20 protein-coding genes are annotated in these 25,549 nt (G+C 57.8%); 18 read left to right on the top strand and 2 right to left on the bottom strand.

Annotation, left to right across the window (positions count from 1 at the left end):
- Positions 1-80: 80 nt before the first annotated feature.
- The 5 genes from AVI_RS16300 to lpdA all read left to right on the top strand — a co-directional run bounded on the left by AVI_RS16300 (position 81) and on the right by lpdA (position 7,085).
- Positions 81-3,077: a 2-oxoglutarate dehydrogenase E1 component gene (locus AVI_RS16300; RefSeq protein WP_015917394.1), complete on the top strand. Its 2,997-nt coding sequence runs from the start codon at positions 81-83 to the stop codon at positions 3,075-3,077.
- 57 nt (positions 3,078-3,134) lie between these two features.
- The gene (odhB, locus tag AVI_RS16295) at positions 3,135-4,367 is read left to right on the top strand and encodes a 2-oxoglutarate dehydrogenase complex dihydrolipoyllysine-residue succinyltransferase (protein WP_015917393.1); all 1,233 of its coding nucleotides are present in this window, start codon (positions 3,135-3,137) and stop codon (positions 4,365-4,367) included.
- Positions 4,368-4,480: 113 nt separating this feature from the next.
- Positions 4,481-4,894 (top strand): MAPEG family protein, encoded by a 414-nt coding sequence (locus tag AVI_RS16290; protein ID WP_041697189.1) that lies wholly within the window; start codon positions 4,481-4,483, stop codon positions 4,892-4,894.
- A gap of 33 nt (positions 4,895-4,927) precedes the next feature.
- Positions 4,928-5,569 carry a LysE family translocator gene (locus AVI_RS16285; RefSeq protein WP_015917391.1) on the top strand — a complete coding sequence of 214 codons (642 nt, stop codon included), beginning with the start codon at positions 4,928-4,930 and terminating at the stop codon, positions 5,567-5,569.
- 109 nt (positions 5,570-5,678) lie between these two features.
- The gene (gene lpdA, locus AVI_RS16280; RefSeq protein WP_015917390.1) at positions 5,679-7,085 is read left to right on the top strand and encodes a dihydrolipoyl dehydrogenase; all 1,407 of its coding nucleotides are present in this window, start codon (positions 5,679-5,681) and stop codon (positions 7,083-7,085) included.
- Between the two features lie 149 nt (positions 7,086-7,234).
- Here the strand turns inward: lpdA and AVI_RS16275 are convergent, their stop codons facing one another.
- On the bottom strand, positions 7,235-8,245 hold the full coding sequence (locus AVI_RS16275; RefSeq protein WP_234617695.1) for a TraB/GumN family protein: 1,011 nt from the start codon (positions 8,243-8,245) through the stop codon (positions 7,235-7,237).
- A gap of 199 nt (positions 8,246-8,444) precedes the next feature.
- On the bottom strand, positions 8,445-9,380 hold the full coding sequence (locus AVI_RS16270) for a tyrosine recombinase XerC (protein WP_041697186.1): 936 nt from the start codon (positions 9,378-9,380) through the stop codon (positions 8,445-8,447).
- Between the two features lie 345 nt (positions 9,381-9,725).
- Between AVI_RS16270 and AVI_RS31440 the strand changes: the two genes are divergently transcribed.
- From AVI_RS31440 to AVI_RS16205, 13 genes are all read left to right on the top strand, one after another.
- Positions 9,726-12,062: a methyl-accepting chemotaxis protein gene (locus AVI_RS31440; RefSeq protein ID WP_015917387.1), complete on the top strand. Its 2,337-nt coding sequence runs from the start codon at positions 9,726-9,728 to the stop codon at positions 12,060-12,062.
- Between the two features lie 99 nt (positions 12,063-12,161).
- Entirely contained in the window at positions 12,162-14,381 is a 2,220-nt protein-coding gene (locus AVI_RS16260) for a primosomal protein N' (RefSeq protein WP_015917386.1), read from the top strand.
- A gap of 192 nt (positions 14,382-14,573) precedes the next feature.
- Positions 14,574-14,969 (top strand): AGROH133_08824 family phage infection protein, encoded by a 396-nt coding sequence (locus AVI_RS16255; RefSeq protein ID WP_015917385.1) that lies wholly within the window; start codon positions 14,574-14,576, stop codon positions 14,967-14,969.
- A gap of 251 nt (positions 14,970-15,220) precedes the next feature.
- Positions 15,221-15,802: a F0F1 ATP synthase subunit delta gene (locus AVI_RS16250; protein WP_015917384.1), complete on the top strand. Its 582-nt coding sequence runs from the start codon at positions 15,221-15,223 to the stop codon at positions 15,800-15,802.
- Positions 15,802-17,328: a F0F1 ATP synthase subunit alpha gene (gene atpA / locus AVI_RS16245; protein ID WP_015917383.1), complete on the top strand. Its 1,527-nt coding sequence runs from the start codon at positions 15,802-15,804 to the stop codon at positions 17,326-17,328. The genes AVI_RS16250 and atpA overlap by 1 nt, the downstream gene beginning before the upstream one ends.
- A 30-nt stretch (positions 17,329-17,358) precedes the next feature.
- Positions 17,359-18,240: a F0F1 ATP synthase subunit gamma gene (locus tag AVI_RS16240; RefSeq protein WP_015917382.1), complete on the top strand. Its 882-nt coding sequence runs from the start codon at positions 17,359-17,361 to the stop codon at positions 18,238-18,240.
- 24 nt (positions 18,241-18,264) lie between these two features.
- Positions 18,265-19,722: a F0F1 ATP synthase subunit beta gene (gene atpD, locus AVI_RS16235; RefSeq protein ID WP_015917381.1), complete on the top strand. Its 1,458-nt coding sequence runs from the start codon at positions 18,265-18,267 to the stop codon at positions 19,720-19,722.
- 68 nt (positions 19,723-19,790) lie between these two features.
- Positions 19,791-20,198, top strand: coding sequence for a F0F1 ATP synthase subunit epsilon (locus AVI_RS16230; protein ID WP_015917380.1), 408 nt, complete (start codon positions 19,791-19,793; stop codon positions 20,196-20,198).
- Between the two features lie 822 nt (positions 20,199-21,020).
- Complete coding sequence (locus AVI_RS16225; RefSeq protein WP_015917379.1) at positions 21,021-21,953, top strand: L-lactate dehydrogenase; 933 nt, start codon at positions 21,021-21,023, stop codon at positions 21,951-21,953.
- Between the two features lie 133 nt (positions 21,954-22,086).
- The gene (locus AVI_RS16220) at positions 22,087-22,398 is read left to right on the top strand and encodes an ArsR/SmtB family transcription factor (RefSeq protein ID WP_049777320.1); all 312 of its coding nucleotides are present in this window, start codon (positions 22,087-22,089) and stop codon (positions 22,396-22,398) included.
- A gap of 77 nt (positions 22,399-22,475) precedes the next feature.
- The gene (locus AVI_RS16215; protein WP_015917377.1) at positions 22,476-23,411 is read left to right on the top strand and encodes a LysR family transcriptional regulator; all 936 of its coding nucleotides are present in this window, start codon (positions 22,476-22,478) and stop codon (positions 23,409-23,411) included.
- A 92-nt stretch (positions 23,412-23,503) separates the two neighbouring features.
- Positions 23,504-23,983, top strand: a complete 480-nt coding sequence (locus AVI_RS16210) for a formate dehydrogenase subunit gamma (RefSeq protein WP_015917376.1) — start codon at positions 23,504-23,506, stop codon at positions 23,981-23,983.
- Positions 23,984-23,991: 8 nt separating this feature from the next.
- Positions 23,992-25,548: a formate dehydrogenase beta subunit gene (locus AVI_RS16205; RefSeq protein ID WP_015917375.1), complete on the top strand. Its 1,557-nt coding sequence runs from the start codon at positions 23,992-23,994 to the stop codon at positions 25,546-25,548.
- Position 25,549 lies beyond the last annotated feature (1 nt).

Below are 25,549 nucleotides of genomic sequence, written 5' to 3'. Positions count from 1 at the left end.
ATTCGACAAACCGAATATTCGGTCGAATAGTTCGGTGATGACCTCAAGTCGGGAGGCGGGCACGAGGCCCGCAAAAAACCATGGCAAGGCAAGAAGCCAACGAGCAGTTTCAGATCACCTCGTTCCTGGACGGATCGAATGCGATCTATATCGAGCAGCTTTATGCGCGTTACGAAGACGATCCGAATTCGGTATCGCCTGAGTGGCAATCCTTCTTCAAGGCGCTGGGCGATAATCCAAGCGATGTGAAAAAGGCGGCCAAGGGAGCCTCCTGGCAGCGGAGCAATTGGCCGCTGACGCCTCGTACCGATCTGGTATCGGCGCTGGATGGCAATTGGGGTCTGGTCGAGAAGGCCATTGAAACCAAGGTCAAGGGCAAGGCAGAAGCCGCAGCCGCAACCACGGGTAAACCGGTTTCTGAAACCGATGTGTTGCAGGCGACCCGTGATAGCGTGCGCGCCATCATGATGATCCGCGCATATCGCATGCGCGGTCATTTGCACGCCAAGCTCGACCCGCTGGGCATTGCTACGGCGGTTGAAGATTACAACGAGCTGTCACCATTGTCTTACGGCTTTACCGAAGCCGATTTTGACCGCAAGATCTTCATCGATAACGTTCTGGGGCTGGAATATGCCACCGTGCGTGAGATGATCGAAATTCTTGAGCGCACCTATTGCTCGACGCTCGGTTTCGAATTCATGCACATCTCCAATCCGGAAGAAAAATCCTGGATTCAGGAGCGCATCGAAGGCCCGGATAAAGGCGTCGATTTCACCGTCGAGGGCAAGAAGGCCATTCTGCAAAAGCTGGTTGAGGCCGAAGGCTTTGAGCAGTTTATCGATGTGAAGTACAAGGGCACCAAGCGCTTTGGTTTGGATGGCGGCGAGTCGCTGATCCCGGCGCTGGAGCAGATCATCAAGCGCGGTGGTCAGGAGGGTCTTGAAGAGGTCGTGCTTGGCATGGCGCATCGTGGCCGTCTGAACGTGCTGACCAATGTGATGCACAAGCCGCATCGCGCCGTGTTCCACGAGTTCAAGGGCGGTTCGTTCAAGCCTGATGAAGTTGAAGGCTCCGGCGACGTGAAGTACCATCTTGGTGCCTCGTCTGACCGCGAATTCGATGGCAACAAGGTTCACTTGTCGCTGACGGCCAATCCGTCGCATCTGGAAATCGTTAACCCTGTGGTGATGGGTAAGGCCCGCGCCAAGCAGGACCAGCTGGCCAAAGTCTGGGAAGGCGACGTGATTCCGCTGAAGGAACGCGCCAAGGTTCTGCCGCTGCTGCTGCATGGTGACGCTGCCTTTGCGGGTCAGGGCGTTGTAGCTGAAATTCTCGGCCTATCCGGTCTGCGCGGTCACCGCGTGGCTGGCACGATGCATGTGATCATCAACAACCAGATCGGCTTTACCACCAATCCGGGCTTCTCGCGCTCCTCGCCTTATCCATCGGATGTGGCCAAGATGATCGAAGCGCCGATCTTCCACGTCAATGGGGATGATCCGGAAGCTGTAGTTTATGCCGCCAAGGTGGCGACTGAATTCCGCATGAAGTTCCACAAGCCTGTGGTTGTGGACATGTTCTGCTACCGTCGATTTGGCCATAATGAAGGTGATGAGCCTTCGTTCACCCAGCCGAAGATGTACAAGGAAATCCGCGCCCATAAGACCGTTGTTCAGGTCTATGGCGATCGCTTGATTGCTGAAGGCGTGATTACCGAAGGCGATCTCGAAAAGATGAAGGCCGATTGGCGCGCCAATCTCGAGCAGGAGTTCGAGGCTGGCCAGTCCTACAAGCCTAACAAGGCTGACTGGCTGGATGGCGTCTGGTCCGGTCTTCGCGCTGCCGACAATGCCGATGAGCAGCGTCGCGGCAAGACAGCCATGCCGATGAAGTCCCTGAAGGAGATCGGCCGCAAGCTGTCGACCATTCCTGATGGCTTCAAAGCGCATCGCACCATCCAGCGCTTCATGGAAAACCGCGCCCAGATGATCGAGACCGGCGAGGGTATCGATTGGGCGATGGCCGAGGCACTGGCTTTCGGTTCGCTGGTCGTTGAAGGCCACAAGATCCGCCTGTCCGGTCAGGATTGCGAGCGCGGCACATTCAGCCAGCGTCATTCGGTGCTCTACGATCAGGAAAGCGAAGATCGCTACATTCCGCTGGCCAATCTGGCCCCCAATCAGGCTCGCTACGAAGTCATCAATTCGATGCTGTCGGAAGAGGCCGTGCTTGGCTTCGAATACGGCTATTCGCTGGCACGTCCGAATGCGTTGACCCTGTGGGAAGCCCAGTTCGGTGACTTCGCCAACGGCGCCCAGGTGGTGTTCGACCAGTTCATCTCGTCGGGTGAACGCAAGTGGCTTCGCATGTCCGGCCTCGTCTGCCTTCTGCCGCATGGCTATGAAGGTCAGGGACCGGAACACTCTTCGGCTCGTCTGGAGCGCTGGCTGCAAATGTGCGCCGAAGACAACATGCAGGTTGCCAACGTCACGACGCCGAGCAATTACTACCATATCCTGCGCCGTCAGGTGAAACGCGACTTCCGCAAGCCGCTGATCCTGATGACGCCGAAGTCGCTGCTGCGCCACAAGCGGGCCCAGTCTACCCTGGCGGAAATGGCAGGCGAAAGCTCTTTCCATCGCCTGCTGTGGGATGATGCCGAGATCATCAAGGACGGTCCGATCAAGCTCCAGAAGGATGCCAAGATCCGCCGCGTGGTGATGTGCAGTGGCAAAGTTTATTATGACCTGCTGGAAGAGCGCGAAAAGCGTGGCATCGACGATGTCTACCTGCTGCGTATCGAACAGCTCTATCCGTTCCCGGCCAAGGCGCTGATCAATGAGCTCAGCCGCTTCCGCAATGCGGAAATGGTCTGGTGCCAGGAAGAGCCGAAGAACATGGGGGCCTGGTCCTTCATCGATCCGTACCTGGAATGGGTGCTGGCGCATATCGACGCCAAGTATCAGCGCGTGCGCTATACCGGCCGCCCGGCTGCCGCCTCTCCAGCGACGGGTCTGATGTCCAAGCATCTCGCCCAACTGCAAGCCTTCCTGGAGGACGCACTCGGCGGCTGATGCCGCCGGGTCCACCCTTTCGCTCGAAATCCATATCGATCAACGGAATTTATCATCATGGCCACTGAAATCCGCGTCCCCACTCTGGGTGAATCCGTCAGCGAAGCCACCGTCGGCACCTGGTTCAAGAAAGTCGGCGATGTCGTCAAGGCGGACGAGCCGCTCGTGGAACTGGAAACCGACAAGGTAACGGTTGAAGTCCCTTGTCCTGCTTCGGGCGTTCTGACCGAAATCGTTGCCCAGAACGGTGAAACGGTTGGTCTTGGCGCTCTGCTCGGCCAGATCGCCGAAGGCGCATCGGCTGGTGCGGCTGCACCTGCTGCTGCTGCCCCGGCGCCTGCTGCTACACCTGCACAGGCGGCCCCTGCCGCTCCGGCTGCGGGTTCTGCCATGCCGGCAGCGCCTGCCGCAGCCAAGATGCTCGCTGAAAACAATATCTCTGCCGATCAGGTGGATGGCTCCGGCAAGCGTGGCCAGGTGCTGAAGGGCGATGTAATCGCCGCCGTTGCAAAGGGTGCATCGGCGCCTGCCGCTGCTCCGGCCCCGGCCCCGGTCGCTGCGCCGCGTCCGGTCTCCTCCGCCGACGATGCGTCGCGCGAAGAGCGCGTCAAGATGACCCGCCTGCGCCAGACCATCGCCAAGCGCCTGAAGGATGCGCAGAACACGGCTGCCATGCTGACCACCTATAACGAGGTGGATATGTCGGCGGTGATGAGCCTGCGCAACAAATACAAGGACATTTTCGAAAAGAAGCATGGCGTCAAGCTGGGCTTCATGGGCTTCTTCACCAAGGCCGTCACCCATGCCCTGAAGGAACTGCCTGCCGTCAACGCTGAGATCGACGGCACCGATATCATCTACAAGAACTACTGCCATGTCGGCATGGCCGTCGGAACCGACAAGGGCCTGGTCGTTCCTGTGATCCGCGATGCCGACCAGATGTCGATTTCGGAAGTCGAAAAGGATCTCGGTCGTCTTGCCAAGGCTGCCCGCGATGGCTCGCTCTCAATGGCTGACATGCAGGGCGGCACGTTCACCATCACCAATGGCGGCGTCTACGGTTCGCTGATGTCCTCGCCGATCCTCAATGCGCCGCAATCCGGTATCTTGGGCATGCACAAGATCCAGGATCGTCCGGTCGTGGTTGGTGGCCAGATCGTCATCCGCCCGATGATGTATCTGGCACTGTCCTATGACCACCGGATTGTTGACGGCAAGGAAGCCGTGACCTTCCTCGTGCGCGTCAAGGAAAGCCTGGAAGATCCGGAACGTTTGGTTCTCGACCTCTAATACACCAAATGAGATCGTCTTCCGCTGCCAATAGGTGGCGGAAGATGTCAGATCACAAAATGCGATGCGGCATTCCATCGGGAATGGTGTGAACCAAAAAGTGGAGCATGAACATGCAACCGACTTTTCTTGCCGCTTCGCCTTTTTTGCCGCTGATTGGTATCAGTGTCGTCCTGCTGTTCATCCACATCATGCTGCAAGGCATGACGGCGACAAAGGAACTCGGGACAAACTGGAATGCCGGTCCGAGAGATGACGACAGGAAACCGACCGGTCAGCTCGCGGGCCGTGCGGCGCGGGCCTCCACGAATTTCAGGGAGACCTATCCCGGGTTCATTGCCCTTGCATTCGGCCTCATTCTGGCTGGTGATCCACATGGGTTCGGCCTGATCGGTGCGTGGGTCTGGCTGGTGTGCAGGATTATCTACATTCCGCTTTATCTGGCGGGAATTCCCTATATCCGGTCGCTGGTATGGGTGGGCTCGATGGCAGGTCTGGTGGCGATGCTGTTGGTCCTGTTGTTTTAAGCGGCTGCTTATGGCGCGGAGTGAGGAAAGTCGATGCATCCCTATCTGTTTGAACTCGCATCCCTGATGGCTATTTTCGCCTTCGCTATCGTCTCTCCCGGTGCTGATCTGGCTATGGTCATGCGCCAATCCCTGGTACATGGACGGCGTGAGGCGATCATCACCAGTTTCGGTGTTGGTTCGTCGCTGATGTTTCATGTGACCTACACCATTCTCGGCCTTGGCCTGATCATTTCCCAGTCGATCTACCTGTTCAATATCGTCAAATGGTGTGGTGTCGCCTATCTGCTTTACATCGGCGTAAAGTCTTTGCGGGCGGGTAAATCCGATATGACGGCGCAGCCGACTGTGGAGGCGGGCGATCAAAAACGCCAGTCGATCTCCAAGTCCTTCTTTCTCGGTTTTGCAGCCAATGCCCTCAATCCGAAACCGGTGTTTTTCTTCCTGTCGATCTTCTCCACGGTGGTCAGCATTCACACGCCGATCGCGGTTAAGTTCGGGTATGGCCTAGTGATGGCGACCTGCCTGATCACCTGGTTTGTCGGCGTCAGTATTTTCATGACGACGCCGAAAATGCGTGCGGCCTTTTCACGCGCCAGCCAATGGATCGACCGCATCAGCGGTGCAGTCTTCATTGTGCTTGGTTTGAAGCTTGCGACGGAAAAGGCCAGTTAATGTGAGCGCTTTGCGCTTGTCTCATGCGGGCCTTGGCCCTCTCTGTTCGTGATTTTGCCGGTACCCACAATGATGGGCGGCATAACGTTTGATGTGAAGGAATGATTGAATGGCATATGATCTTGTTGTCATCGGTAGCGGCCCCGGCGGTTATGTCTGCGCGATCAAGGCTGCCCAGCTTGGAATGAAGGTGGCTGTTGTCGAGAAGCGTGCCACCTATGGCGGCACCTGCCTCAATATCGGCTGCATTCCATCGAAAGCCCTGCTGCATGCGTCCGAAATGTTCCACCATGCCGCCCATGGCATGGCTGAGCTCGGTGTGGATGTCAGCGCGCCGGTGCTGAACCTGCCGAAGATGATGGCGCACAAGGATGCGACCGTGAAAGCCAATGTCGAAGGCGTGTCCTTCCTGTTCAAGAAGAACAAGATCGACGGTGTCATCGGCACCGGCAAGATCGTGGCTGCCGGCAAGGTCTCCGTCACCAATGACAAGGGTGAAGAACAGATCCTTGAAACCAAGAACATCGTCATCGCCACCGGCTCGGATGTGGCTGGCATTCCCGGCGTTGCCGTGGATATCGATGAAAAGATCATTGTCTCTTCCACCGGCGGTATTGCGCTGGACAAGGTGCCGGGCAAGATGATCGTGGTTGGCGGCGGCGTGATTGGCCTTGAGCTTGGCTCGGTCTGGGCGCGTCTGGGTGCCAAGGTCACGGTGGTCGAATATCTCGACACTATTCTCGGCGGCATGGACGGCGAAGTCTCCAAGCAGTTCCAGCGCATGTTGGTCAAGCAGGGCATGGAATTCAACCTCGGCGCTAAGGTAACCGCTGTTGAAAAGACCGGTACCGGTGCCAAGGTGACGTTCGAACCTGCCAAGGGCGGCGAAGCCACCGTGCTGGAAGCCGATGTCGTGCTGATCGCCACGGGCCGCAAGCCTTACACCACAGGCCTTGGGCTGGAAGACGTTGGTGTTGCCCTCGACAACCGTGGCCGCGTCGAAATCGACAATCACTTCAAGACCAATGTTGCCGGCATTTACGCCATTGGTGACGTGGTCAAGGGTCCAATGCTGGCGCATAAGGCTGAAGATGAAGGTGTCGCACTTGCGGAAATCCTCTCCGGCCAGCACGGCCACGTGAATTACGATGTCATTCCGGGCGTGGTTTACACCCAGCCGGAAGTCGCCTCCGTCGGCAAGACGGAAGAAGAGCTGAAGGCCGCAGGCGTCGCCTACAAGGTCGGCAAGTTCCCCTTCACCGCCAATGGCCGCGCCCGCGCCATGCTGGCGACGGACGGTTTCGTCAAGGTTCTCGCTGATAAGGAGACCGACCGGGTGCTTGGCGTTCACATCATCGGCCTTGGGGCTGGTGAAATGATCCATGAAGCGGCTGTGCTGATGGAATTCGGCGGCTCTTCGGAAGATCTTGGCCGCACCTGCCATGCGCATCCCACCATGTCGGAAGCCGTGAAGGAAGCAGCATTGGCCACCTTCGCCAAGCCGATTCACATGTGATCTGCGCTCTTTTTTAGAGCATCTGACCGAAAGTTAAGAACCGGTTCTCGGATAAATCCGATGCTCTAAAAGAAGTGAGAACTCGCAGTTATCACCGTTTTGCAATCTTGAGGCCGTGGCTTGATGTTCAAGCCACGGCTTTTCTGATTTTATTGCAGGGCCGTCAGGGTGAAGCCCTGAGCACGTAGCAATTCGACCAGACCTTTTTCGCCCGGCAGATGTAAGGCGCCGACAGCCATGAAGACCTTGCCTTGGCTAATAAGCGGACCAGCGCGCTGTGCCATGACTTTGTTGCGGTCGATCACGATCCGCTGATCGAAATCAGCTTGGCCACCTGCCTTATCTGTTTCACCATTCGGGGACACTATTTTCAGCATAGGCATGATTTCCCCGACCTCGCCCTTCAAATAAAGGGAGATCATGGTTTCATTGACGTCATTGATCTTGTCACCAAGCTCGACGGCCTCGATCAGCGATTGTAAGTGAAAAGCCATCGGCAGGTCGTTCATCGCAGCCAATTGTTCAGCATAGGTTTCCAATCCGACCACCCGCTTGCCGGCCTTGGCGGCATTTTCGGCAATCTGCTTGTCGAGGAAGGACTGTCCTTCGGCTTTGCGGGCCTTTTCGCAGGCCGGAAGTGCCACGAAAGCCGCGAGAATCCAGGGCTTCATCCTGTTGACGGCGGTGAGCGACAGACCTCGTTCTTTCAGTCCGGCTTCGAGTGTTGCCGTCTGCTCAGGTGTCAGGCGGCTGGTAATCGTCGTACCATCGGTAAACATCGACAATTCCGGCTTTGCCAGAAGCGCGAGAGCGGCTTTCTTGTCGTCGAGGACCTCATCGGATTCAACGATGATGGTATCGGCTGCCGCAGCGGCGTCCGGTGCGCCTTTCGGCATTGTCAACACGCGCGGGTCGGTGACATGCATGGTGCCAAGCAGGAAGGACGGTGCAATGCCTGGCTTTTCGATCTTCCAGAAAATCGAATGGCCATTCGGCACCTTGGCCGCTTCGGCTTCCAGCGCTTGATAGGCTTTCGGGTCCTTTTGCTGCAAATCCGGTAGGAGATCGCGTCCGGTGCAGGAAAGGTCCTCGGCCTTGGCGAAGCTCGATGACACGATAGCCGCAATCAGCAACGTCAGGAACAGCAGTGGCAAGGCCATGACGATGGCCAAGGCACGGTCAATCCAGCGGGGGGCGGCCCAGCGTGGGTCAGCCCAGCGGGAAACGCTTGTGTTTATCGCTGACATATTCTTGGCTTTAAACATCCTGCCTGCTTTCTAAGGTCCATCTGGGCGTGTCTGTCTGGCACCGCCGGTTCCCTTTTACAGAACCCTATTTTCCAAATTTAAACATTTGGTATCACGCGCGGGGATGCGCCCGGTCATACACATCCAACAGCCGTGCCGAATCCACGCCGGTATAGATCTGGGTGGTGGAGAGGCTGGCATGGCCAAGCAATTCCTGAATGGTGCGCAGGTCGCCGCCGCCGCTCAGCAGATGCGTGGCAAAGGAATGGCGCAATGCATGTGGCGTTGCGGTATCCGGCAGGCCGAGTGCCGAGCGCAAGCGCTGCATTTCCCGCTGGATGATGCCTTGCTGCAATTTCCCGCCGCGCGCCCCGCGAAACAGCGGCTCTGTGGCTGGGAGGTGATAGGGGCAGAGGCTTTGATAGGATTCAACCGCTTGCCGCACAATGGGCAAGAGCGGCACGAGCCGGGTCTTGTTGCCCTTGCCGGTCACCCGTAGTGTTGTCGTCGTGGCGACGATATCGGCGGGTGTCAGGTCCAGCGCCTCGGAAATGCGCAGGCCGCAGCCATAGAGCAAAGCAAAAACCGCAGCGTCCCGCGCCGCGATCCAAGGCTCCTCGTTCAATTGTGTTTCCGCGGCCACCACCGTCAAAGCCTGGGCGGCACTGAGCGGCTTCGGCAGCGATTTCGGCTGCTTGGGTGAGCGGATGGCACCGGCACCGGCAGCATTGACCAGGCCCTTGCGCTCCAGATAGCGCAAGAGCGACCGGACACCGGCGAGATGGCGCCCGAGCGAGCGCGCGCCAGCACCTTCCTTGCGGCGCGACGACAAAAATGCGCGCAGGTCGGAAGGTCGTAACGCCTTGATATCATCGATTGACGGAGGACCGCCGAAATAACCGGTCAGAAATCCGAGAAACTGACGGGTATCGCGTTCATAGGCGGTCAACGTATGATCAGCGAGCCGCCTTTGTCCAGACAGGCTCGCAAGCCAATTCTGGCGTTCCGCCATCAGGTCGGGGGCGGCAATCAACAGCAATTCTGTCACGGCAGGGCCTTCGTGATTGATCGTCTTATACAGTGGTGTCTGTCTTGGTCTTAAACAGCCCAGGAATCACACACCAAAGCCATCCTGCCGGAGAGCCATTAGGGAAAGATTAACCGACGCGCCCAGGTCACTGGACTGATGCGACACATGCCAAGGCGTGCATTGAAAATATTAAATATACTCTTAGTTTATGATGGTTTAACAATCGTCAAAATCGGTTCTATACTTTGGTTTTATGCCCTCGATATTGAGGGGATATTTTGAATATATTAATAGTCGGAATATCTAAATATCAGCCAATCTGAAGATCTTGCGGGAAGATCTCGGCTGGCGAAAGAAACCAACATGCAGTTTAAGTCCATACAAATGAAAATTGCCGTGCTTGCAGGTCTTTGCGTCCTGTCTGCCACGGCTGGCCTGGTCGGCTATGGCATTGTCTCCGCCGGGCAGACAAGAGATTTTGTCGGCGATAACGTCACCAAGCTCACCGAAGCCAAAACCCGGGAAGCCCTGTCCACGCTCGCCTCCACCCAGTCGGGCATCATCCGGTCATCGCTGGATGGCGCTTTCGATGCCGCACGGAATCTGGCACGTAGTTTTGAGGTTGCTGCGGGCGACAAGGTCAATGGTACGGCGGTGGAGCTGAGGCGCGGGCAGCTTAACGCCATGTTGCTGAACCTGCTCAAGGATAATCCGCGTTTCAACGGCACCTATAGTGCCTGGGAGCCGAATGCGCTTGATGGCAATGACAGTCAGTTCCGCGACCGCCGCGATCTGGGGTCCGATGCGACGGGGCGCTTCCTGCCCTATTGGACCCGGGATGCGGCGGGCAAGATCGCCATTCAACCGCTTGTCGAATATGACAGTGCAGAATTGCATCCGAACGGAGTGATGAAGGGCGGCTGGTATATCGGTCCGCAGCAGGGCGGGGGCGAGAGCATTCTCGATCCATTGCCTTATATCGTTCAGGGCAAGAACGTGTTTCTTGCCACCATGTCTGTGCCAATCATGATTGATGGCAAGTTTCGCGGTGTCGCCGGGGCCGATTTCGATCTCGGCTTCGTGCAGAAGCTGGCAGAGGATGTGCGCGCTTCAATCTATGGCGGCAAGGCAGGCGTTAAGATCGTGAGTTACAAGGGGTTGGTGGTCGCCGATAGCGAGCATCCAGACACAATCGGGCAGCGTTTTGACAAGACGACACCGGCGCTCTCCGGCCTTCTACCGATGATCCAGGGTGGCAAGGCCGACGTTCTTGCCGATGCCGATCAGTTTCAGGCATTTTCCCCAATCGCCATTGGGCGTACCAAGACACCATGGTCGGTGATCGTGTCCGTGCCCAGGCCGGTGGCGATGGCCGAGGCAATCAGCCTGGACCAGGCGCTGAACCAGCGCGGCGGCAGTGATATCATCTTCCAGGCTATCGTCGCCCTGATCATTGCGGCCGGTGGTATCGGTGCCATGTGGTTCGTGGCGCTCAGCATTGCCAAGCCAATCCGGGCCATGACGGCCAGCATGGGCCAGCTTGCCGGTGGCGAGACGGATATCACCATTCCTGGCGCGGGCAGGGCCGATGAAATCGGTGCTATGGCCGATGCGGTCGGCGTGTTCCGTGACAATGCAGTCGCGAACCGCCAACTGGAGCAGGATGCGGCCGCCAGCCGCCAGACAACGGAAACCGAACGTCGCCGCACCGCAGAAGTCGACAGGTTGCGGGCCGAAGCGATGGCCCAGGCCACGTCCGGCCTTGCCGATGGCCTCAAGCATCTTGCCAATGCCGATCTGACGTTCCGGCTGGACCAGCCCTTCGCGCCGGAATTCGAAAGCCTGCGGGCCGATTTCAACGCGGCCATCACCCAGTTGCGCGAGGCAATGATCGCCGTGACCCAGGCCTCGCAATCGATTGACAACGGTTCACTGGAAATCAGCGGCAGTTCCGATGAACTGTCCAAGCGCACGGAACAGCAGGCTGCATCGCTGGAAGAGACGGCCGCAGCCCTGGACCAGATCACCGCCAATGTCGGCAATTCTTCCAAGCGTGCCGAAGAAGCAAGAACAGTCGCCGTCGAGGCCAATAGCAGTGCGACCAGCTCGGGCCGTGTTGTGGCGGATGCGGTCAATGCCATGCAGCGCATCGAACAATCGTCCAACCAGATCGCCAATATTATCGGGGTGATCGACGAGATCGCTTTCCAGACCAATCTTCTGGCGCTGAACGCTGGCGTGGAAGCGGCGCGCGCGGGCGAGGCTGGCAAGGGTTTTGCCGTCGTCGCTCAGGAAGTCCGCGAGCTTGCCCAGCGCTCCGCCCAGGCGGCCCGCGAAATCAAGGAACTGATCCGCAATTCGACGGTCGAAGTGGATAGAGGCGTGGAACTGGTGCGCAATACCGGCGAATCACTAAAGACCATTGTGGATTATATCGTGACGATCAACCGGCATATGGATGCCATTGCTCTCTCCGCGCGCGAACAGTCTGTCGGGCTGTCCGAAGTCAACACCGCCGTCAACCAGATGGACCAGGTCACCCAGAAAAATGCCGCCATGGTCGAGGAAACCAATGCAGCGAGTGCGGCGCTGGCCTCCGAGGCAACGGTTCTGCTTGATCTGGTTCGGCGGTTTAATCTTCATCCCTCCCATGGAGCCACCGGTTCCCAGCAGCCGACCGGCTTGCGGCGGGTGGGGTGAGCAACCTACTGCCCGCATCCATCCCAGTGTCGGGTGCGGGCTATTAAGGCGTAAATTTCCGGTTCCATTTTGTTCTGTTCGGGGGCATGGTCCGGCGCAATGAGCACCGAATCGTCAGATCTGTTTGGTCCGCGCGCCAAGGCCGGTCCTGCCCGCCGCGCCGTCCCCGTCCTGGTGCCCTTGCCGGCACCGGGGCCTTACAGTTACGCCGTTCCCGATGAGATGATGCTGACGCCGGGCGCCATCGTGCAAGTGCCGCTTGGGCCCCGCAAAGTGGTCGGCGTTGTCTGGGATGGCGAGGGTGACGGGGCCAAGGTCGATCCCGCCAAACTGCGCAGCATCGAAAAGCTGTTCGATTGCCCTCCGCTGGACGTGGGCATGCGCCGGTTCATCGACTGGGTGGCGGCCTATACTCTTTCTCCCCCCGGATTGGTGGCTCGCATGGCCTTGCGTGCGCCTGCCGCTTTCGATCCGGACCCGATGATCGAAGGCTTGCGCTACAGCGGTCATGCCCCGGAAAAACTGACCCCGGCCCGCAGGAAAGTGCTGGAATTGGCCGAGGACGGGCTTTCCTGGACCAAGAGCGGGCTTGCGCATGCAGCAGGGGTCTCGACCTCGGTTGTTGACGGCATGGCAAAGCTCGGCCTGTTCGAAACCGTATTTCTACCGCCTCCACCCTTGGTGGCGCTGCCGGACCCGGATTACGCCGCCCATCGTCTCTCCGGTCCGCAGCTGGGCGCAGCTGAGGTGCTGGTGGAGAGTGTTCGGGATGGCGGGTTTTCGGTGGCGCTGATCGATGGCGTCACAGGATCCGGCAAGACGGAAGTCTATTTCGAAGCGATTGCCGAAACCCTGCGCCAGGGCCGCCAGGTGCTGATCCTTCTACCGGAAATCGCGCTGACCACCGCTTTTCTGGAGCGGTTTCAGGACCGTTTTGGTGCCAAGCCCGGCGAATGGCATTCCGACCTTGCCACCCGGACGCGGGAAAAAGTCTGGCGCCAAACGGCGACAGGCGATATTCGGGTGGTTGCCGGTGCGCGCTCGGCGCTTTTTCTACCCTTTGCCGATCTGGGGCTGATCATTGTCGATGAGGAGCATGATCCGGCCTTCAAGCAGGAAGACAGGGTGTTCTACAATGCCAGGGACATGGCAGTGGTGCGGGCGCGGATTGCCAGCATTCCTGCTGTGCTGGTGTCGGCCACGCCGTCGGTTGAAAGTCAGGTCAACAGTTATAGCGGTCGCTACAAGCGTATTCACCTGCCGACCCGTTTTGCCGATGCGGCGATGCCGGATCTGCATCTTGTCGACATGCGCCGCCATCCGCCGGAACGGGGCGGGTTTCTTTCGCCTCTCATGCTGCGGGCCATCGGCAAGACGGTGGAAAAGCAGCAACAGGCACTGTTGTTTCTCAATCGGCGGGGCTATGCGCCGCTGACGCTCTGCCGGGTCTGTGGCCATCGTTTCCAATGCCCGCAATGTTCCAGTTGGCTGGTGGAACACCGGTTTCGCGGCCAGATTCAATGCCATCAATGCGGTTATGCCGAGCCGACGCCCAATGCCTGCCCCGAATGCGGGACGCTGGACCATCTCGTTGCCTGCGGGCCGGGCGTGGAGCGGATTGCCGAGGAGGTGGAGCGGCACTTCCCAGACGCTCGCACGCTGGTCTTGTCGTCGGATCTCGGCGGCGTCAAACGGCTCAGGCTGGAACTGGAAGCCATTGCCAAGGGCGAGGCGGATATCGTCATCGGCACGCAATTGGTGGCCAAGGGGCATAATTTTCCGCTGATGACGCTTGTCGGTATCGTTGATGCCGATATCGGCCTGGCCAATGGTGATCCACGCGCCGCCGAGCGCACCTTTCAACTGTTGAGCCAGGTGACGGGTCGGGCAGGGCGTACCGGTTTGAAGAGTCATGGCCTATTGCAGACCTATCAGCCGCAGCATCCGGTGATGCAAGCCATTGTTTCCGGTGATGCCGATGCGTTTTACGAGCGGGAAATTACCGAGCGGGAGCGGGCGGTGCTGCCGCCTTACGGACGGCTTGTCTCGATCATCGTGTCGGCGGACAACAGGGCGGATGCCGAAACCCATGCCCGGCAATTGCGCCAGGCCGCCCCTGCTGTCGGCGGCATCGCCATTCTGGGGCCTGCCGAGGCACCGCTGGCGTTGATCCGTGGCCGCCATCGTTTCAGACTGCTCATTCATGGCCGTAAAGCCAGCGACATGCAGGCTTTCGTTGCTGCGATGCTGGGCAACGGCCCGAAAGAGCGTCGCTCCATCCAGGTGCAAGTGGATGTCGATCCGCAGAGCTTTCTTTGATACCGGGGAATACGACGGGTGATTTCCAATAATCCTTCGTATAAGGGGCCTACGGCGCTTGAGGTGACGAAAGCCGGATATTGCGCCTGGATTTGCCTGTGGCATAAGAGCGCAAATACGATTCATCCTCCTGTTTTGCGCCGTATCCAGGCCTGAGGCAGGGACGATTACAAAGGACCACCAGAGGCTGTCATGGAATTTTATTTTCCGACCGAAACCGGCGAGCAACTGGCCTTTGCCAGCGCCGCGCTCTTTGCCCTTCTGGGCCTGCTCATTATGTTTGCCCCGGGCATCACCCTTCGGGGGCTCGGCTTGAGCGGGTGGGAGGGCCGCCGGGAAGGGTTGGCCGCGCTACGTCTGGGTGGCGGCATGATGACCGGCCTTGGCGCAAGCGCCGTGATGCTGGCCCAGCCAATGCTCTATCTGGCCTATGGGATCACTCTGGGGGTCGGGCTGTTTGGTTTGATTTTGTCGATCCTGTCGGACCATGGGGGAGCTCGCGGAGCGACCTGGCGCAATTTTCACCTTATAATTGCCGTTACTGTTTTAGGCATTTTGCCTTTCATCTACGTCTTTGGCCTAGTGTGACGCGATTTCGCGCAATCCGCCTCATTAATTTGACGGCGAAGATCACAAAATCGTCAAAAGCGGGTTGCCCTCCTCGTTTATTCCGTTAATACCCGTGTTGCGAGTCCGGGGATCGTATGCTAGACGGACCGCAAATTTGGACGATACAAGCTGCACTGCTTGTGAAGTCCGGGGGAAAACTTAAACGATATCAAACTGGTGTTGCGCCAGCCGGCGCATGCGACAGTTTTGAGTAACATTCAGGGAATTTTGTGCCCGTGGCAGACACATCCCAGCCTATGTCCGGTCAGCCGGTTTCCGCAGTTGCAGAGCGCTATGCGTCGTCGCTTTTCGAGCTGGCGCGCGAGGCGGGTTCTGTGGATGCGGTGGCTGGCGATCTCAATCGTTTCCAGGCGATGATCGACGAGAGCGTTGATCTGCAGCGGCTGGTTACCAGCCCGGCCTTCACCAGCGAGCAGCAGGCTTCTGCCATCGCAGCTCTGTGTGACAAGGCTGAAATTGGCGGCCTCGTCGGCAATTTCCTGAAGCTCGTTGCAGCCAATCGTCGCCTGTTTGCCGTTCCCGGCATGATCGCAGCCTTCCGCATGATCGCGGCGCGCCACCGTGGCGAACTGGCTGCTGATGTGACCTCTGCTCATGCGCTGACCCCGGCGCAGGAAACCGAACTGAAGGAGGCGCTGAAGAGCGCGACCGGAAAGACCGTTACGATGTTCGTGACTGTCGATCCGTCTCTCCTGGGTGGTCTGATCGTCAAGATCGGCTCCCGTCAGATAGACACGTCTCTTCGCACCAAACTTTCCACCCTTAAGCTTGCACTGAAAGAGGTTGGCTGATGGATATCCGCGCCGCGGAAATTTCCGCAATTCTGAAAAATCAAATCAAGAACTTTGGCCAGGACGCTGAAGTTTCCGAAGTCGGCCAGGTTCTGTCCGTCGGTGACGGTATTGCCCGCGTCTACGGTCTGGACAATGTTCAGGCCGGTGAAATGGTCGAGTTTCCCGGTGGTATCCGGGGCATGGCGCTGAACCTCGAATCCGACAATGTCGGCGTGGTTATCTTCGGCTCCGACCGCGACATCAAGGAAGGCGACACCGTTAAGCGGACAGGCGCCATCGTTGAAGTTCCTGTTGGTCCTGAGCTGCTGGGTCGCGTTGTTGACGCTCTCGGCAATCCGATTGACGGCAAAGGTCCGATCAACTCGGCAATCCGTTCGCGCGTTGACGTCAAGGCTCCTGGCATTATTCCGCGTAAGGGCGTTCATGAGCCGATGTCGACGGGCATCAAGGCCATCGATGCTCTGATTCCGGTTGGCCGCGGCCAGCGCGAGTTGGTCATTGGCGACCGTCAGACCGGCAAGACCGCCATCATTCTCGACACCTTCCTCAATCAGAAGCCTGCACATGATGCTGGTGGCGATGACAAGATGTTCTGCGTTTACGTGGCTATCGGCCAGAAGCGCTCCACCGTTGCCCAGTTCGTCAAGGTTTTGGAAGAGCGTGGCGCTCTGAAATACTCCATCATCATCGCGGCAACCGCTTCTGATCCTGCTCCTATGCAGTATCTGGCTCCGTTCGCTGGCTGCACGATGGGCGAATATTTCCGCGATAAGGGCCAGCACGCCCTGATCGCTTACGACGACTTGTCCAAGCAGGCTGTTGCTTACCGTCAGATGTCGCTGTTGCTGCGTCGTCCTCCGGGCCGCGAAGCTTATCCTGGTGACGTTTTCTATCTGCATTCGCGTCTGCTTGAGCGTGCTGCCAAGCTCTCCGACGAGCGTGGCGCTGGTTCGCTCACCGCTCTGCCGGTGATTGAAACCCAGGGCAACGACGTGTCGGCTTTCATTCCGACCAACGTGATTTCGATCACCGACGGCCAGATCTTCCTTGAAACCGACCTGTTCTATCAGGGCATTCGTCCCGCTGTGAACGTTGGTCTGTCGGTTTCGCGCGTTGGTTCTGCCGCTCAGATCAAGGCCATGAAGCAGGTTGCTGGTTCGATCAAGGGCGAGCTTGCCCAGTATCGTGAAATGGCCGCCTTCGCCCAGTTCGGTTCCGACCTTGATGCTGCCACGCAGCGCTTGCTGAACCGTGGTGCGCGCCTTACCGAACTTCTGAAGCAGCCGCAGTTCTCCCCGTTGAAGGTGGAAGAGCAGGTTGTTGTGATTTTCGCGGGTGTCAACGGATATCTCGATAAGCTTGCCGTCAGTGATGTCGGTCGATTTGAGCATGGCGTGCTTTCCTATCTCCGGACAGAAGGCAAGGACATCCTTGATGCAATCCGCACGGAGAAGGCTATCAGCGATGACGTCAAGGGCAAGCTCAAGGCTGCTCTCGATACGTTCGCAAAGTCTTTCGCCTAAATCGGACTCGAGCCAAGGACGGATTAACGGATGCCTTCACTAAAGGATCTGAAAAACCGGATCGCCTCCGTCAAGGCGACGCAGAAAATTACCAAAGCGATGAAAATGGTCGCTGCGGCTAAGTTGCGTCGTGCGCAGGAGGCGGCCGAGGCCGCCCGGCCATATTCGCAGCGCATGGGCGCTGTTCTCGCCAATATCGCCCAGGCGGTTGGCAGCGATGACGGCGTGTCCACGTTGATGACAGGCACCGGCAAGGACGACGTGCATCTGCTCGTCGTCTGCACGGCCGAGCGTGGTCTTTGCGGCGGTTTCAATTCACAGATCTCGCGCTTTGCGCGTGATCATGTGCGCAGCTTGTTGGCAGCGGGTAAGACCGTGAAGATCTATTGCGTCGGCAAGAAGGGCTATGACAGTTTGCGCCGGGAATTCGGTGCATTGATCGTCGAGCGGACAGAGTTTCGCGAGGTCAAGCGCGTTGCGTTTGAAAATGCGGATACGGTTGCTCGCAAGGTGATCTCCATGTTCGACAAGGGCGAATTCGACGTCTGCACCTTGTTCTATTCGGAGTTCAAGTCGGTTATAAGCCAGATCCCGACAGCCCGTCAGTTGATTCCAGCGGCTGTTGGCGATGCTCCGGCAGCTTCCAGCAGCGCTGCCGCGATCTATGATTACGAACCGGATGCGGCTTCGATCTTGTCCGACCTGATCCCGCGCAACATTGCGGTGCAGATTTTCCGTGCGCTTCTTGAAAATGCCGCCGGTGAAATGGGCGCTAAAATGAGCGCTATGGACAATGCCACGCGCAACGCCGGTGAGATGATCAACAAGTTGACGCTGAGTTACAATCGCCAGCGGCAGGCCAAGATCACCACCGAACTCATCGAAATCATTGCAGGCGCCGAAGCGCTCTGAGCTTGAACAAAAGAGGGTATGAATATGGCTAGGGCAGCGACCCAGACATCTCCCGCAGCGGGCAAGGTGACCCAGGTCATCGGCGCCGTCGTCGATGTGAAATTCGACGGCGTCTTGCCGCCGATCCTGAATGCGTTGGAAACAGAAAACGGCGGCCATCGTCTGATTCTGGAAGTGGCGCAGCATCTCGGTGAAAATGTGGTGCGGACCATTGCCATGGACTCGACCGAAGGTCTGGTACGTGGTCAACCGGTTTCCGATACCGGCGCTCCGATCTCCGTGCCTGTCGGTGACGAAACGCTCGGACGTATTCTGAACGTCATCGGGGAACCGGTCGACGAACTTGGGCCGGTGACGACGACTGCTCGTCGCGCGATTCACCAGCCTGCTCCTGAGTATGTTGAGCAATCGACTGAATCTCAGATTTTGGTGACCGGCATCAAGGTTGTTGACCTTCTCGCTCCTTACGCCAAGGGCGGTAAGATCGGCCTGTTCGGCGGCGCGGGCGTTGGCAAGACCGTTTTGATCATGGAATTGATCAACAACGTTGCTAAGGCACACGGCGGCTACTCGGTGTTTGCTGGCGTGGGTGAACGTACCCGCGAAGGCAATGACCTGTACCATGAAATGATCGAATCCAAGGTGAACGTCGACCCGCATGAAAACGGTGGTTCTGCTGCTGGTTCCAAGTGCGCCCTCGTTTATGGCCAGATGAACGAGCCTCCGGGTGCGCGTGCGCGCGTGGCCTTGACCGGTCTGACCATCGCTGAAGACTTCCGCGACAAGGGCCAGGACGTTCTGTTCTTCGTGGACAACATCTTCCGCTTCACGCAGGCTGGTTCTGAAGTGTCGGCTCTTCTGGGTCGTATTCCTTCGGCGGTTGGTTATCAGCCGACACTGGCAACCGACATGGGTGCCCTTCAGGAACGCATCACCACGACGAACAAGGGCTCGATTACCTCTGTTCAGGCGATTTACGTTCCTGCCGACGACTTGACCGACCCGGCTCCGGCAACGTCGTTTGCCCACTTGGATGCAACGACGGTTCTGAACCGCTCGATCGCTGAAAAGGGTATTTACCCGGCTGTTGACCCGCTCGACTCTACCTCGCGCATGCTCGACCCGATGGTTGTCGGTGAAGAACATTACGAAGTGGCCCGTAAGGTTCAGTCGACTCTGCAGCGCTACAAGTCGCTCCAGGACATCATCGCCATCCTCGGGATGGACGAACTGTCTGAAGACGACAAGATTGCGGTTGCCCGCGCCCGTAAGATCGAGCGCTTCCTGTCGCAGCCGTTCCACGTTGCTGAAATCTTCACCGGTTCGCCAGGCAAGCTGGTGTCGCTGGAAGACACGATCAAGGGCTTCAAGGGCCTGGTCAATGGCGACTACGACCATATGCCGGAAGCCGCCTTCTACATGGTCGGCTCAATGGACGAAGCCATCGAAAAGGCAAAGAAGTTGGCAGCTGTTGCTGCCTGATCCATGGATCGAAGAACGCACGGTTTATGATCGTGCGTTCAGTTTCCAGCGTTAGAAAGTAAAAAGCCATGGCTGACAATTTCAATTTCGAATTCGTTTCCCCCGAGCGGTTGCTGATCTCGGAAAAGGTAAGCGAGGTTGTCATTCCGGCGACCGAAGGTGAGATGACCGTCATGGCCCACCATGCGCCGACGATGACGGTGATCAAGCCAGGTGTCGTAACGGTGAAGTTTGCTTCCGGAAAAACCGGCAAATATGTCATTTTCGGTGGCTTTGCTGATATCACACCGGAAAGACTGACTCTGCTGGCGGAAAGTGCCGTACCGGTCGATGAGCTGAGCCGCGATACGCTGATGAAGCGGATCGAATTGGCCAAAGCTGAGCTGGACGATACGGAAAATCACGAACACCGGACCAAGCTGGAGCAGTTCTTGAACGCAATGACGCATCTTAACGGCGTCCTGGTTCCAGCCTGATTGACGGCGTCTTCATTTTTCGGTTTTCAAGGCGGCCCTCGTGGCCGCTTTTTTTGTGATAACTTCTAAAGCGTGCTCGATTTCATCAAACACCCTTAAAATACTGTAATCTTTTAAGCTTTCGGCGTAATTTTTTCGTTCAAGCCGGTTGGATTTGGGAAAGTATGCGGAAGCAGCCGATGATTTTTAAAATACTTTCGGTCGTACGGTTTCAATGTGTACTCTTCCCTTATTCAGATTAAAATAAAACACATCGAAAGTTTCACTTTCCGCCATTCAGTGTTGGGCAAGGCGAGCCTGTGTTTTGGGTAGTGGTGTTTGAGCGTTGTTTTCCAGCTTCTCTTTAGCGCTCGCTGCACAGCGTAATTGCTGATTCCAAATGGTGCCAATGCTCTCGAAAGCAGGCCGACGACCTTCCTATCCCAAATGATTGCGCTACCATTATTTTTTTATGTCCGAAGGGGTCATTCTATCACAAAAATGGCCGGATGCCGCGGTTGACACTCGCCTCACGTAACGTCACTGTCCGCGCTTACTCAGAAGTAATACTCTTCTCAATTGATTTAGACGTGAAGTAAAGCGGTGCAGGTGACGATCGCAGCAGACCTTCATAAGCATGGTGGTATGGGGAAAACATAACGACGTCTGGCATCGCATATCGTGCATTTTTGGCCGTTTTGAAATTATGTTATAGTCCATAACAGTGTCTTTGGACCCTCTGGGATTGAAGAAATTTCGAAGCAGATCGCCATGCGGAGATGCACGATGTGGCGTGAATACGGGGTCAGTAACGCGGGTAGTTTCGCGGTCAGGAGTGGGGATATGAAGGTCGGCATAGTGGGAGCGGGCATGGTGGGCAGTGCATCGGCCTATGCATTAACAATGCTTGGCATCGCCTCGGAAATCGTGCTGGTTGATTATAATACGGATCTGGCCCAAGCCCAGGCCGAGGACATATCCCATGCCGTGCCATTCGTTTCAGCAACCCTTGTACGAGCCGGAGATTATGGTGATTTCGCTGGAGCGGGCGTGGTTATCATCTCGGCAGGTGTCAGCCAGAAACGGGGTGAAACCCGGCTCGAATTGCTTGGCCGCAATGCGGAAGTATTCCGGCAGGTCGTGGACCAGGTTCTCGCAGCAGCACCGAATGCAATTTTGCTGATCGCTTCCAATCCTGTCGATATCATGACCGATATCGCGACCCGGTTGTCGGGCCTTGCGCCACAAAGAGTGATCGGCTCCGGCACCATACTCGATACCGCACGGTTTCGCAGCTTGCTCGGGCGATATCTGGAGATTTCGCCGCAATCCGTCCATGCCTATGTTCTGGGCGAGCATGGCGATAGCGAAGTGTTGGCCTGGTCGAATGCAATGGTTGGCGCCGTGCCATTGATGTCTTTTGCCAAGCAGGCGGGCAAGCCGGTGACAGACACGGTTCGCAGCGAGATCGACGCCGGTGTGCGCCATGCCGCCGACAAGATTATCAAGGGAAAAGGTGCCACCTATTACGGCATCGGTGCCGGTCTGGCACGGATCGTCAAAGCGATTGCCAGCGATCAGCGTGATGTGCTTTCCGTTTCCAGCGTCACAGCGGAGCTGGCAGGGGTCACGAATGTTGCTGCGTCCGTGCCACGGGTGATTGGCTCGAGCGGAATTCTGATGGATCTTGTGCCTGATCTTGATGAAACAGAGCGGATTGCCTTGGCAAAGAGCGCAAGGATGCTGAAGGATCTCGCGCTGTCTGTGCCATGTTGAGCAGTTTTTGTCCGTCGCTGATCCGCTTCCCTTCATCCGGTGTTCAGCAGTCCGTAGACATTGTCATTCGATGGAACCTATGATCGCTTCTTCAACAGACGCCGAAACGCCGGCGAGCCAATTGGCCAACTTCATGCAGAAAGCAGCAGGCGCCGCTGCTCTTCTGAAGGCCCTGTCCCATGAAAACCGGCTGTTGATTCTGTGTATTCTCAGCGAAGGGGAAAAGACGGTTGGCGAGCTGGAAGTGCTTCTGCAATTGCAGCAGGCCATTGTGTCACAGCAACTGGCACGGTTGCGGATGGACAATCTGGTGGAAAGCCGCCGGTCCGGGCGCCAGATTTATTATTCGATCACCAATCCGGCGGTGAAGGAACTGGTATCGGTGCTGTACCAGATGTATTGTTCACCTGCGGGCGAGGAGACGACATTCGACCTGCGTGATTGATGCGCATGGGACTGCCGACAAAGGATGTGCTTCGGCCTTTCCGATGATTCAAGGCTCGGGCGACAGGCGGTGCAGCGATGATCGACAAGCTGGAATTTTTCATCGCTCTTGCCCGCGCCCAGCATTTCGGTCGTGCTGCGGAAGAATGCGGCATTTCCCAGCCCACGCTGTCAGCGGCAATCCGCCAGCTTGAAGATCAGCTGGGTGTGATCCTGGTGCAACGCGGTTCCCGGTTTCAAGGCCTGACGCCCGAGGGGCAGCGGGTGCTGGAATGGGCGCGGCGGATTGTCGGCGATGCGCGCACCATGCGCGAGGAAATGCGGGCGGCGCGCAATGGTCTGGCTGGACATATTCGCCTTGCGGTGATCCCGACGGCGCTGGCCATGGTGCAGAGGCTGACGGAACCATTTCAGGCGCATCATCCGGCTGTGACGTTCCAGGTGGTGTCGCGCAATTCTCTCCAGGTCCTCAGTCTTCTGGAAAATCTCGAGATTGATGCAGGTATCACCTATCTCGACAATGAACCGCTTGGCCGGGTGACGTCTGTCCCGCTCTATGCCGAGCGTTATCACCTGATTGCGGCGACCGGCACGCCGCTGGCCGACCGGGAAAGTGTGACCTGGCGAGAGGTTTCTGATCTTCGGCTTTGCCTATTGACGGCCGATATGCAGAACCGGCGCATCATTAATCAGCATTTCACCGAGGCGGGAGTGGTGCCTCGACCGACACTGGAATCCAACTCGATGATCGTGTTGTTTTCTCATATCCGAACCGGACAATGGTCATCGATCATGCCGCGTAACGTTGCGGAATCCTTCGGTTTTCCGGAGGAAATTCGCATGGTGCCGATTGTCGAGCCGCAGGCCCAGCATCTTGTCGGGCTGGTTGCCACCCATCGCGAACCCTATACGCCATTGGTTTCAGCGCTATTGCATGAGGCGCGCCGCCTCGCAGCTGCACAAGTCTTTGATAGGTTTTTTCTATCGCGTAACAATACTGCGGTATTGACCTGAGCGACAGGCTGGATTCATTCTCGCAAAACGGGTGAGTGTACCGTTCTGCCGCGCGACCCATGCCGTCGTTGCTGGCCGTTGAGGAGGAAGCGATGAATATGCATGTGGCGGCGGAAGCCGATATGGCCAGGGTGGAGGCGATCATCGATGGCCTCAAGCATCTCGAAGGCCCCCTTCTGCCGATCCTGCATGAAATTCAACGCACATTCGGATGCGTGCCTGATAGCGCCAAGCCGGTGATTGCCCGTGCCTTGAACCTGTCGCGAGCCGAAGTCCATGGGGTTGTCAGTTTCTACCATGATTTTCGTGATCATCCCTCTGGTCGCCATGTCCTGAAACTCTGTCGGGCCGAGGCTTGCCAATCCCTGGGTGGCGAGCCTCTTGGCGAAACAATCAAGGCCCGGCTCGGTATTGACTGGCATGAAACCACCGCTGATGGCGCGGTGACGCTGGAGCCGGTTTTCTGTCTTGGGCTCTGTGCCTGCGCGCCCGCCGCCATGCTGGACGGGGAATTGCATGGCCGGTTGGATGAGCACTGTCTTGACGATCTGCTGATGGAGGCCCGTCGATGAGCGGGCCGATGAGTATTACCGTTTTCGTTCCCCGGGATGCCGCTGCTCTGGCGGTCGGGGCCGATAAGGTTGCCGCCGCCATAGAGCGTGAAGCTGTGGCGCGCCATGTCGATGTGACGATCATTCGCAATGGGTCGCGGGGCATGCTTTGGCTGGAAACCCTGGTTGAAGTGCGCACGGACAGCGGTCGGATCGCCTATGGTCCGGTCAAGCCTTCTGATGTCGCGGGCCTGTTCGATGCCGGGTTTTTGACCGGGGCTGCCCATCCGCTCTGTCACGGCCTGACCAGCGATATTCCGTTCCTGAAGAACCAGACGCGGCTGACCTTTTCCCGCTGCGGCATTACTGATCCGCTGTCGCTGGAGGACTATCGGCATTATAAGGGCCTGACCGGTCTCGCCAAAGCGATTGCCATGCCGCCCGCCGACATCGTCACGGAAGTCACCGAAAGCGGCCTTCGCGGTCGCGGCGGGGCGGGCTTTCCGACCGGTATCAAATGGAAAACCGTGGCGGATGCCAAAGCCGAGCAGAAATACATCGTTTGCAATGCCGATGAGGGCGATAGCGGCACCTTTGCCGACCGGATGATCATGGAGGGTGATCCCTTCGTGCTGATCGAAGGCATGGTGATTGCCGGGATCGCTGTCGGTGCCACCAAGGGCTATGTTTATACCCGCTCGGAATACCCTCATGCCATCGTCGTGATGCGTGAAGCCATCGAGATCGCCCGCAAGCAGGGTATTCTCGGAGCTTCCGTGTTAGGCTCTGCTTACGCTTTCGATATGGAGGTCCGGGAAGGGGCCGGCGCCTATGTCTGTGGTGAGGAAACCTCGCTGCTCAACAGCCTGGAAGGCAAGCGCGGTGTGGTGCGGGCCAAGCCGCCGCTTCCGGCGCTGGAGGGGCTGTTTGGTAAGCCGACCGTTGTCAACAATGTCATGTCGCTGGCCTCCATTCCTGTCATCATGGACCGCGGCGCGCAGTTCTACCGCGATTACGGCGTTGGCCGGTCGCATGGCACCATCCCGATCCAGATTGCTGGCAATGTCAAACACGGCGGTCTGTACGAGACAGCCTTCGGCCTGACACTGGGCGAGATTATCAACGATATCGGCGGCGGCACCTTGACGGGCCGTCCGGTGAAGGCGGTGCAGGTGGGCGGACCGCTGGGGGCTTATTTCCCGCCCTCGCTGTTTGATACGGTGTTCGACTATGAAGCCTTTACCGCAGCTGGCGGCTTGATCGGTCATGCCGGGATCGTGGTCTTCGATGACAGCGCCGATATGCTGAAACAGGCGCGGTTTGCCATGGAATTCTGCGCGGTCGAAAGTTGCGGCAAGTGTACGCCCTGTCGGATCGGCTCGACACGCGGCGTCGAAACGGTGGACCGGATCGCCAAGGGTATTGAGCCGGAAAAGAACAAGGTGCTGCTGGAAGATCTCTGCAACACTATGAAATTCGGATCGCTTTGCGCGCTTGGCGGCTTTACGCCCTATCCTGTCATGAGTGCGATGACCCATTTCCCGCAGGATTTTGCGCCTGCCCCCCTGGTTGAAGCGGCGGAGTAAA

Origin of the sequence: Allorhizobium ampelinum S4 (genome assembly GCF_000016285.1) — a bacterium.
GTDB classification, from domain to species: domain Bacteria; phylum Pseudomonadota; class Alphaproteobacteria; order Rhizobiales; family Rhizobiaceae; genus Allorhizobium; species Allorhizobium ampelinum.
The sequence above is the reverse complement of the archived record's forward strand: the minus strand, read 5'-3'. Positions and strand labels throughout refer to the sequence as shown.

Coding starts and splice junctions, on each gene's coding strand:
- AVI_RS16300 (WP_015917394.1), top strand. CDS start 81: ATGGCAAGGCAAGAAGCCAACGAGCAGTTTCAGATCACCTCGTTCCTG.
- odhB (WP_015917393.1), top strand. CDS start 3,135: ATGGCCACTGAAATCCGCGTCCCCACTCTGGGTGAATCCGTCAGCGAA.
- AVI_RS16290 (WP_041697189.1), top strand. CDS start 4,481: ATGCAACCGACTTTTCTTGCCGCTTCGCCTTTTTTGCCGCTGATTGGT.
- AVI_RS16285 (WP_015917391.1), top strand. CDS start 4,928: ATGCATCCCTATCTGTTTGAACTCGCATCCCTGATGGCTATTTTCGCC.
- lpdA (WP_015917390.1), top strand. CDS start 5,679: ATGGCATATGATCTTGTTGTCATCGGTAGCGGCCCCGGCGGTTATGTC.
- AVI_RS16275 (WP_234617695.1), bottom strand. CDS start 8,245: ATGGCCTTGCCACTGCTGTTCCTGACGTTGCTGATTGCGGCTATCGTG.
- AVI_RS31440 (WP_015917387.1), top strand. CDS start 9,726: ATGCAGTTTAAGTCCATACAAATGAAAATTGCCGTGCTTGCAGGTCTT.
- AVI_RS16260 (WP_015917386.1), top strand. CDS start 12,162: ATGAGCACCGAATCGTCAGATCTGTTTGGTCCGCGCGCCAAGGCCGGT.
- AVI_RS16255 (WP_015917385.1), top strand. CDS start 14,574: ATGGAATTTTATTTTCCGACCGAAACCGGCGAGCAACTGGCCTTTGCC.
- atpA (WP_015917383.1), top strand. CDS start 15,802: ATGGATATCCGCGCCGCGGAAATTTCCGCAATTCTGAAAAATCAAATC.
- AVI_RS16240 (WP_015917382.1), top strand. CDS start 17,359: ATGCCTTCACTAAAGGATCTGAAAAACCGGATCGCCTCCGTCAAGGCG.
- atpD (WP_015917381.1), top strand. CDS start 18,265: ATGGCTAGGGCAGCGACCCAGACATCTCCCGCAGCGGGCAAGGTGACC.
- AVI_RS16230 (WP_015917380.1), top strand. CDS start 19,791: ATGGCTGACAATTTCAATTTCGAATTCGTTTCCCCCGAGCGGTTGCTG.
- AVI_RS16225 (WP_015917379.1), top strand. CDS start 21,021: ATGAAGGTCGGCATAGTGGGAGCGGGCATGGTGGGCAGTGCATCGGCC.
- AVI_RS16220 (WP_049777320.1), top strand. CDS start 22,087: ATGCAGAAAGCAGCAGGCGCCGCTGCTCTTCTGAAGGCCCTGTCCCAT.
- AVI_RS16215 (WP_015917377.1), top strand. CDS start 22,476: ATGATCGACAAGCTGGAATTTTTCATCGCTCTTGCCCGCGCCCAGCAT.
- AVI_RS16210 (WP_015917376.1), top strand. CDS start 23,504: ATGAATATGCATGTGGCGGCGGAAGCCGATATGGCCAGGGTGGAGGCG.
- AVI_RS16205 (WP_015917375.1), top strand. CDS start 23,992: ATGAGTATTACCGTTTTCGTTCCCCGGGATGCCGCTGCTCTGGCGGTC.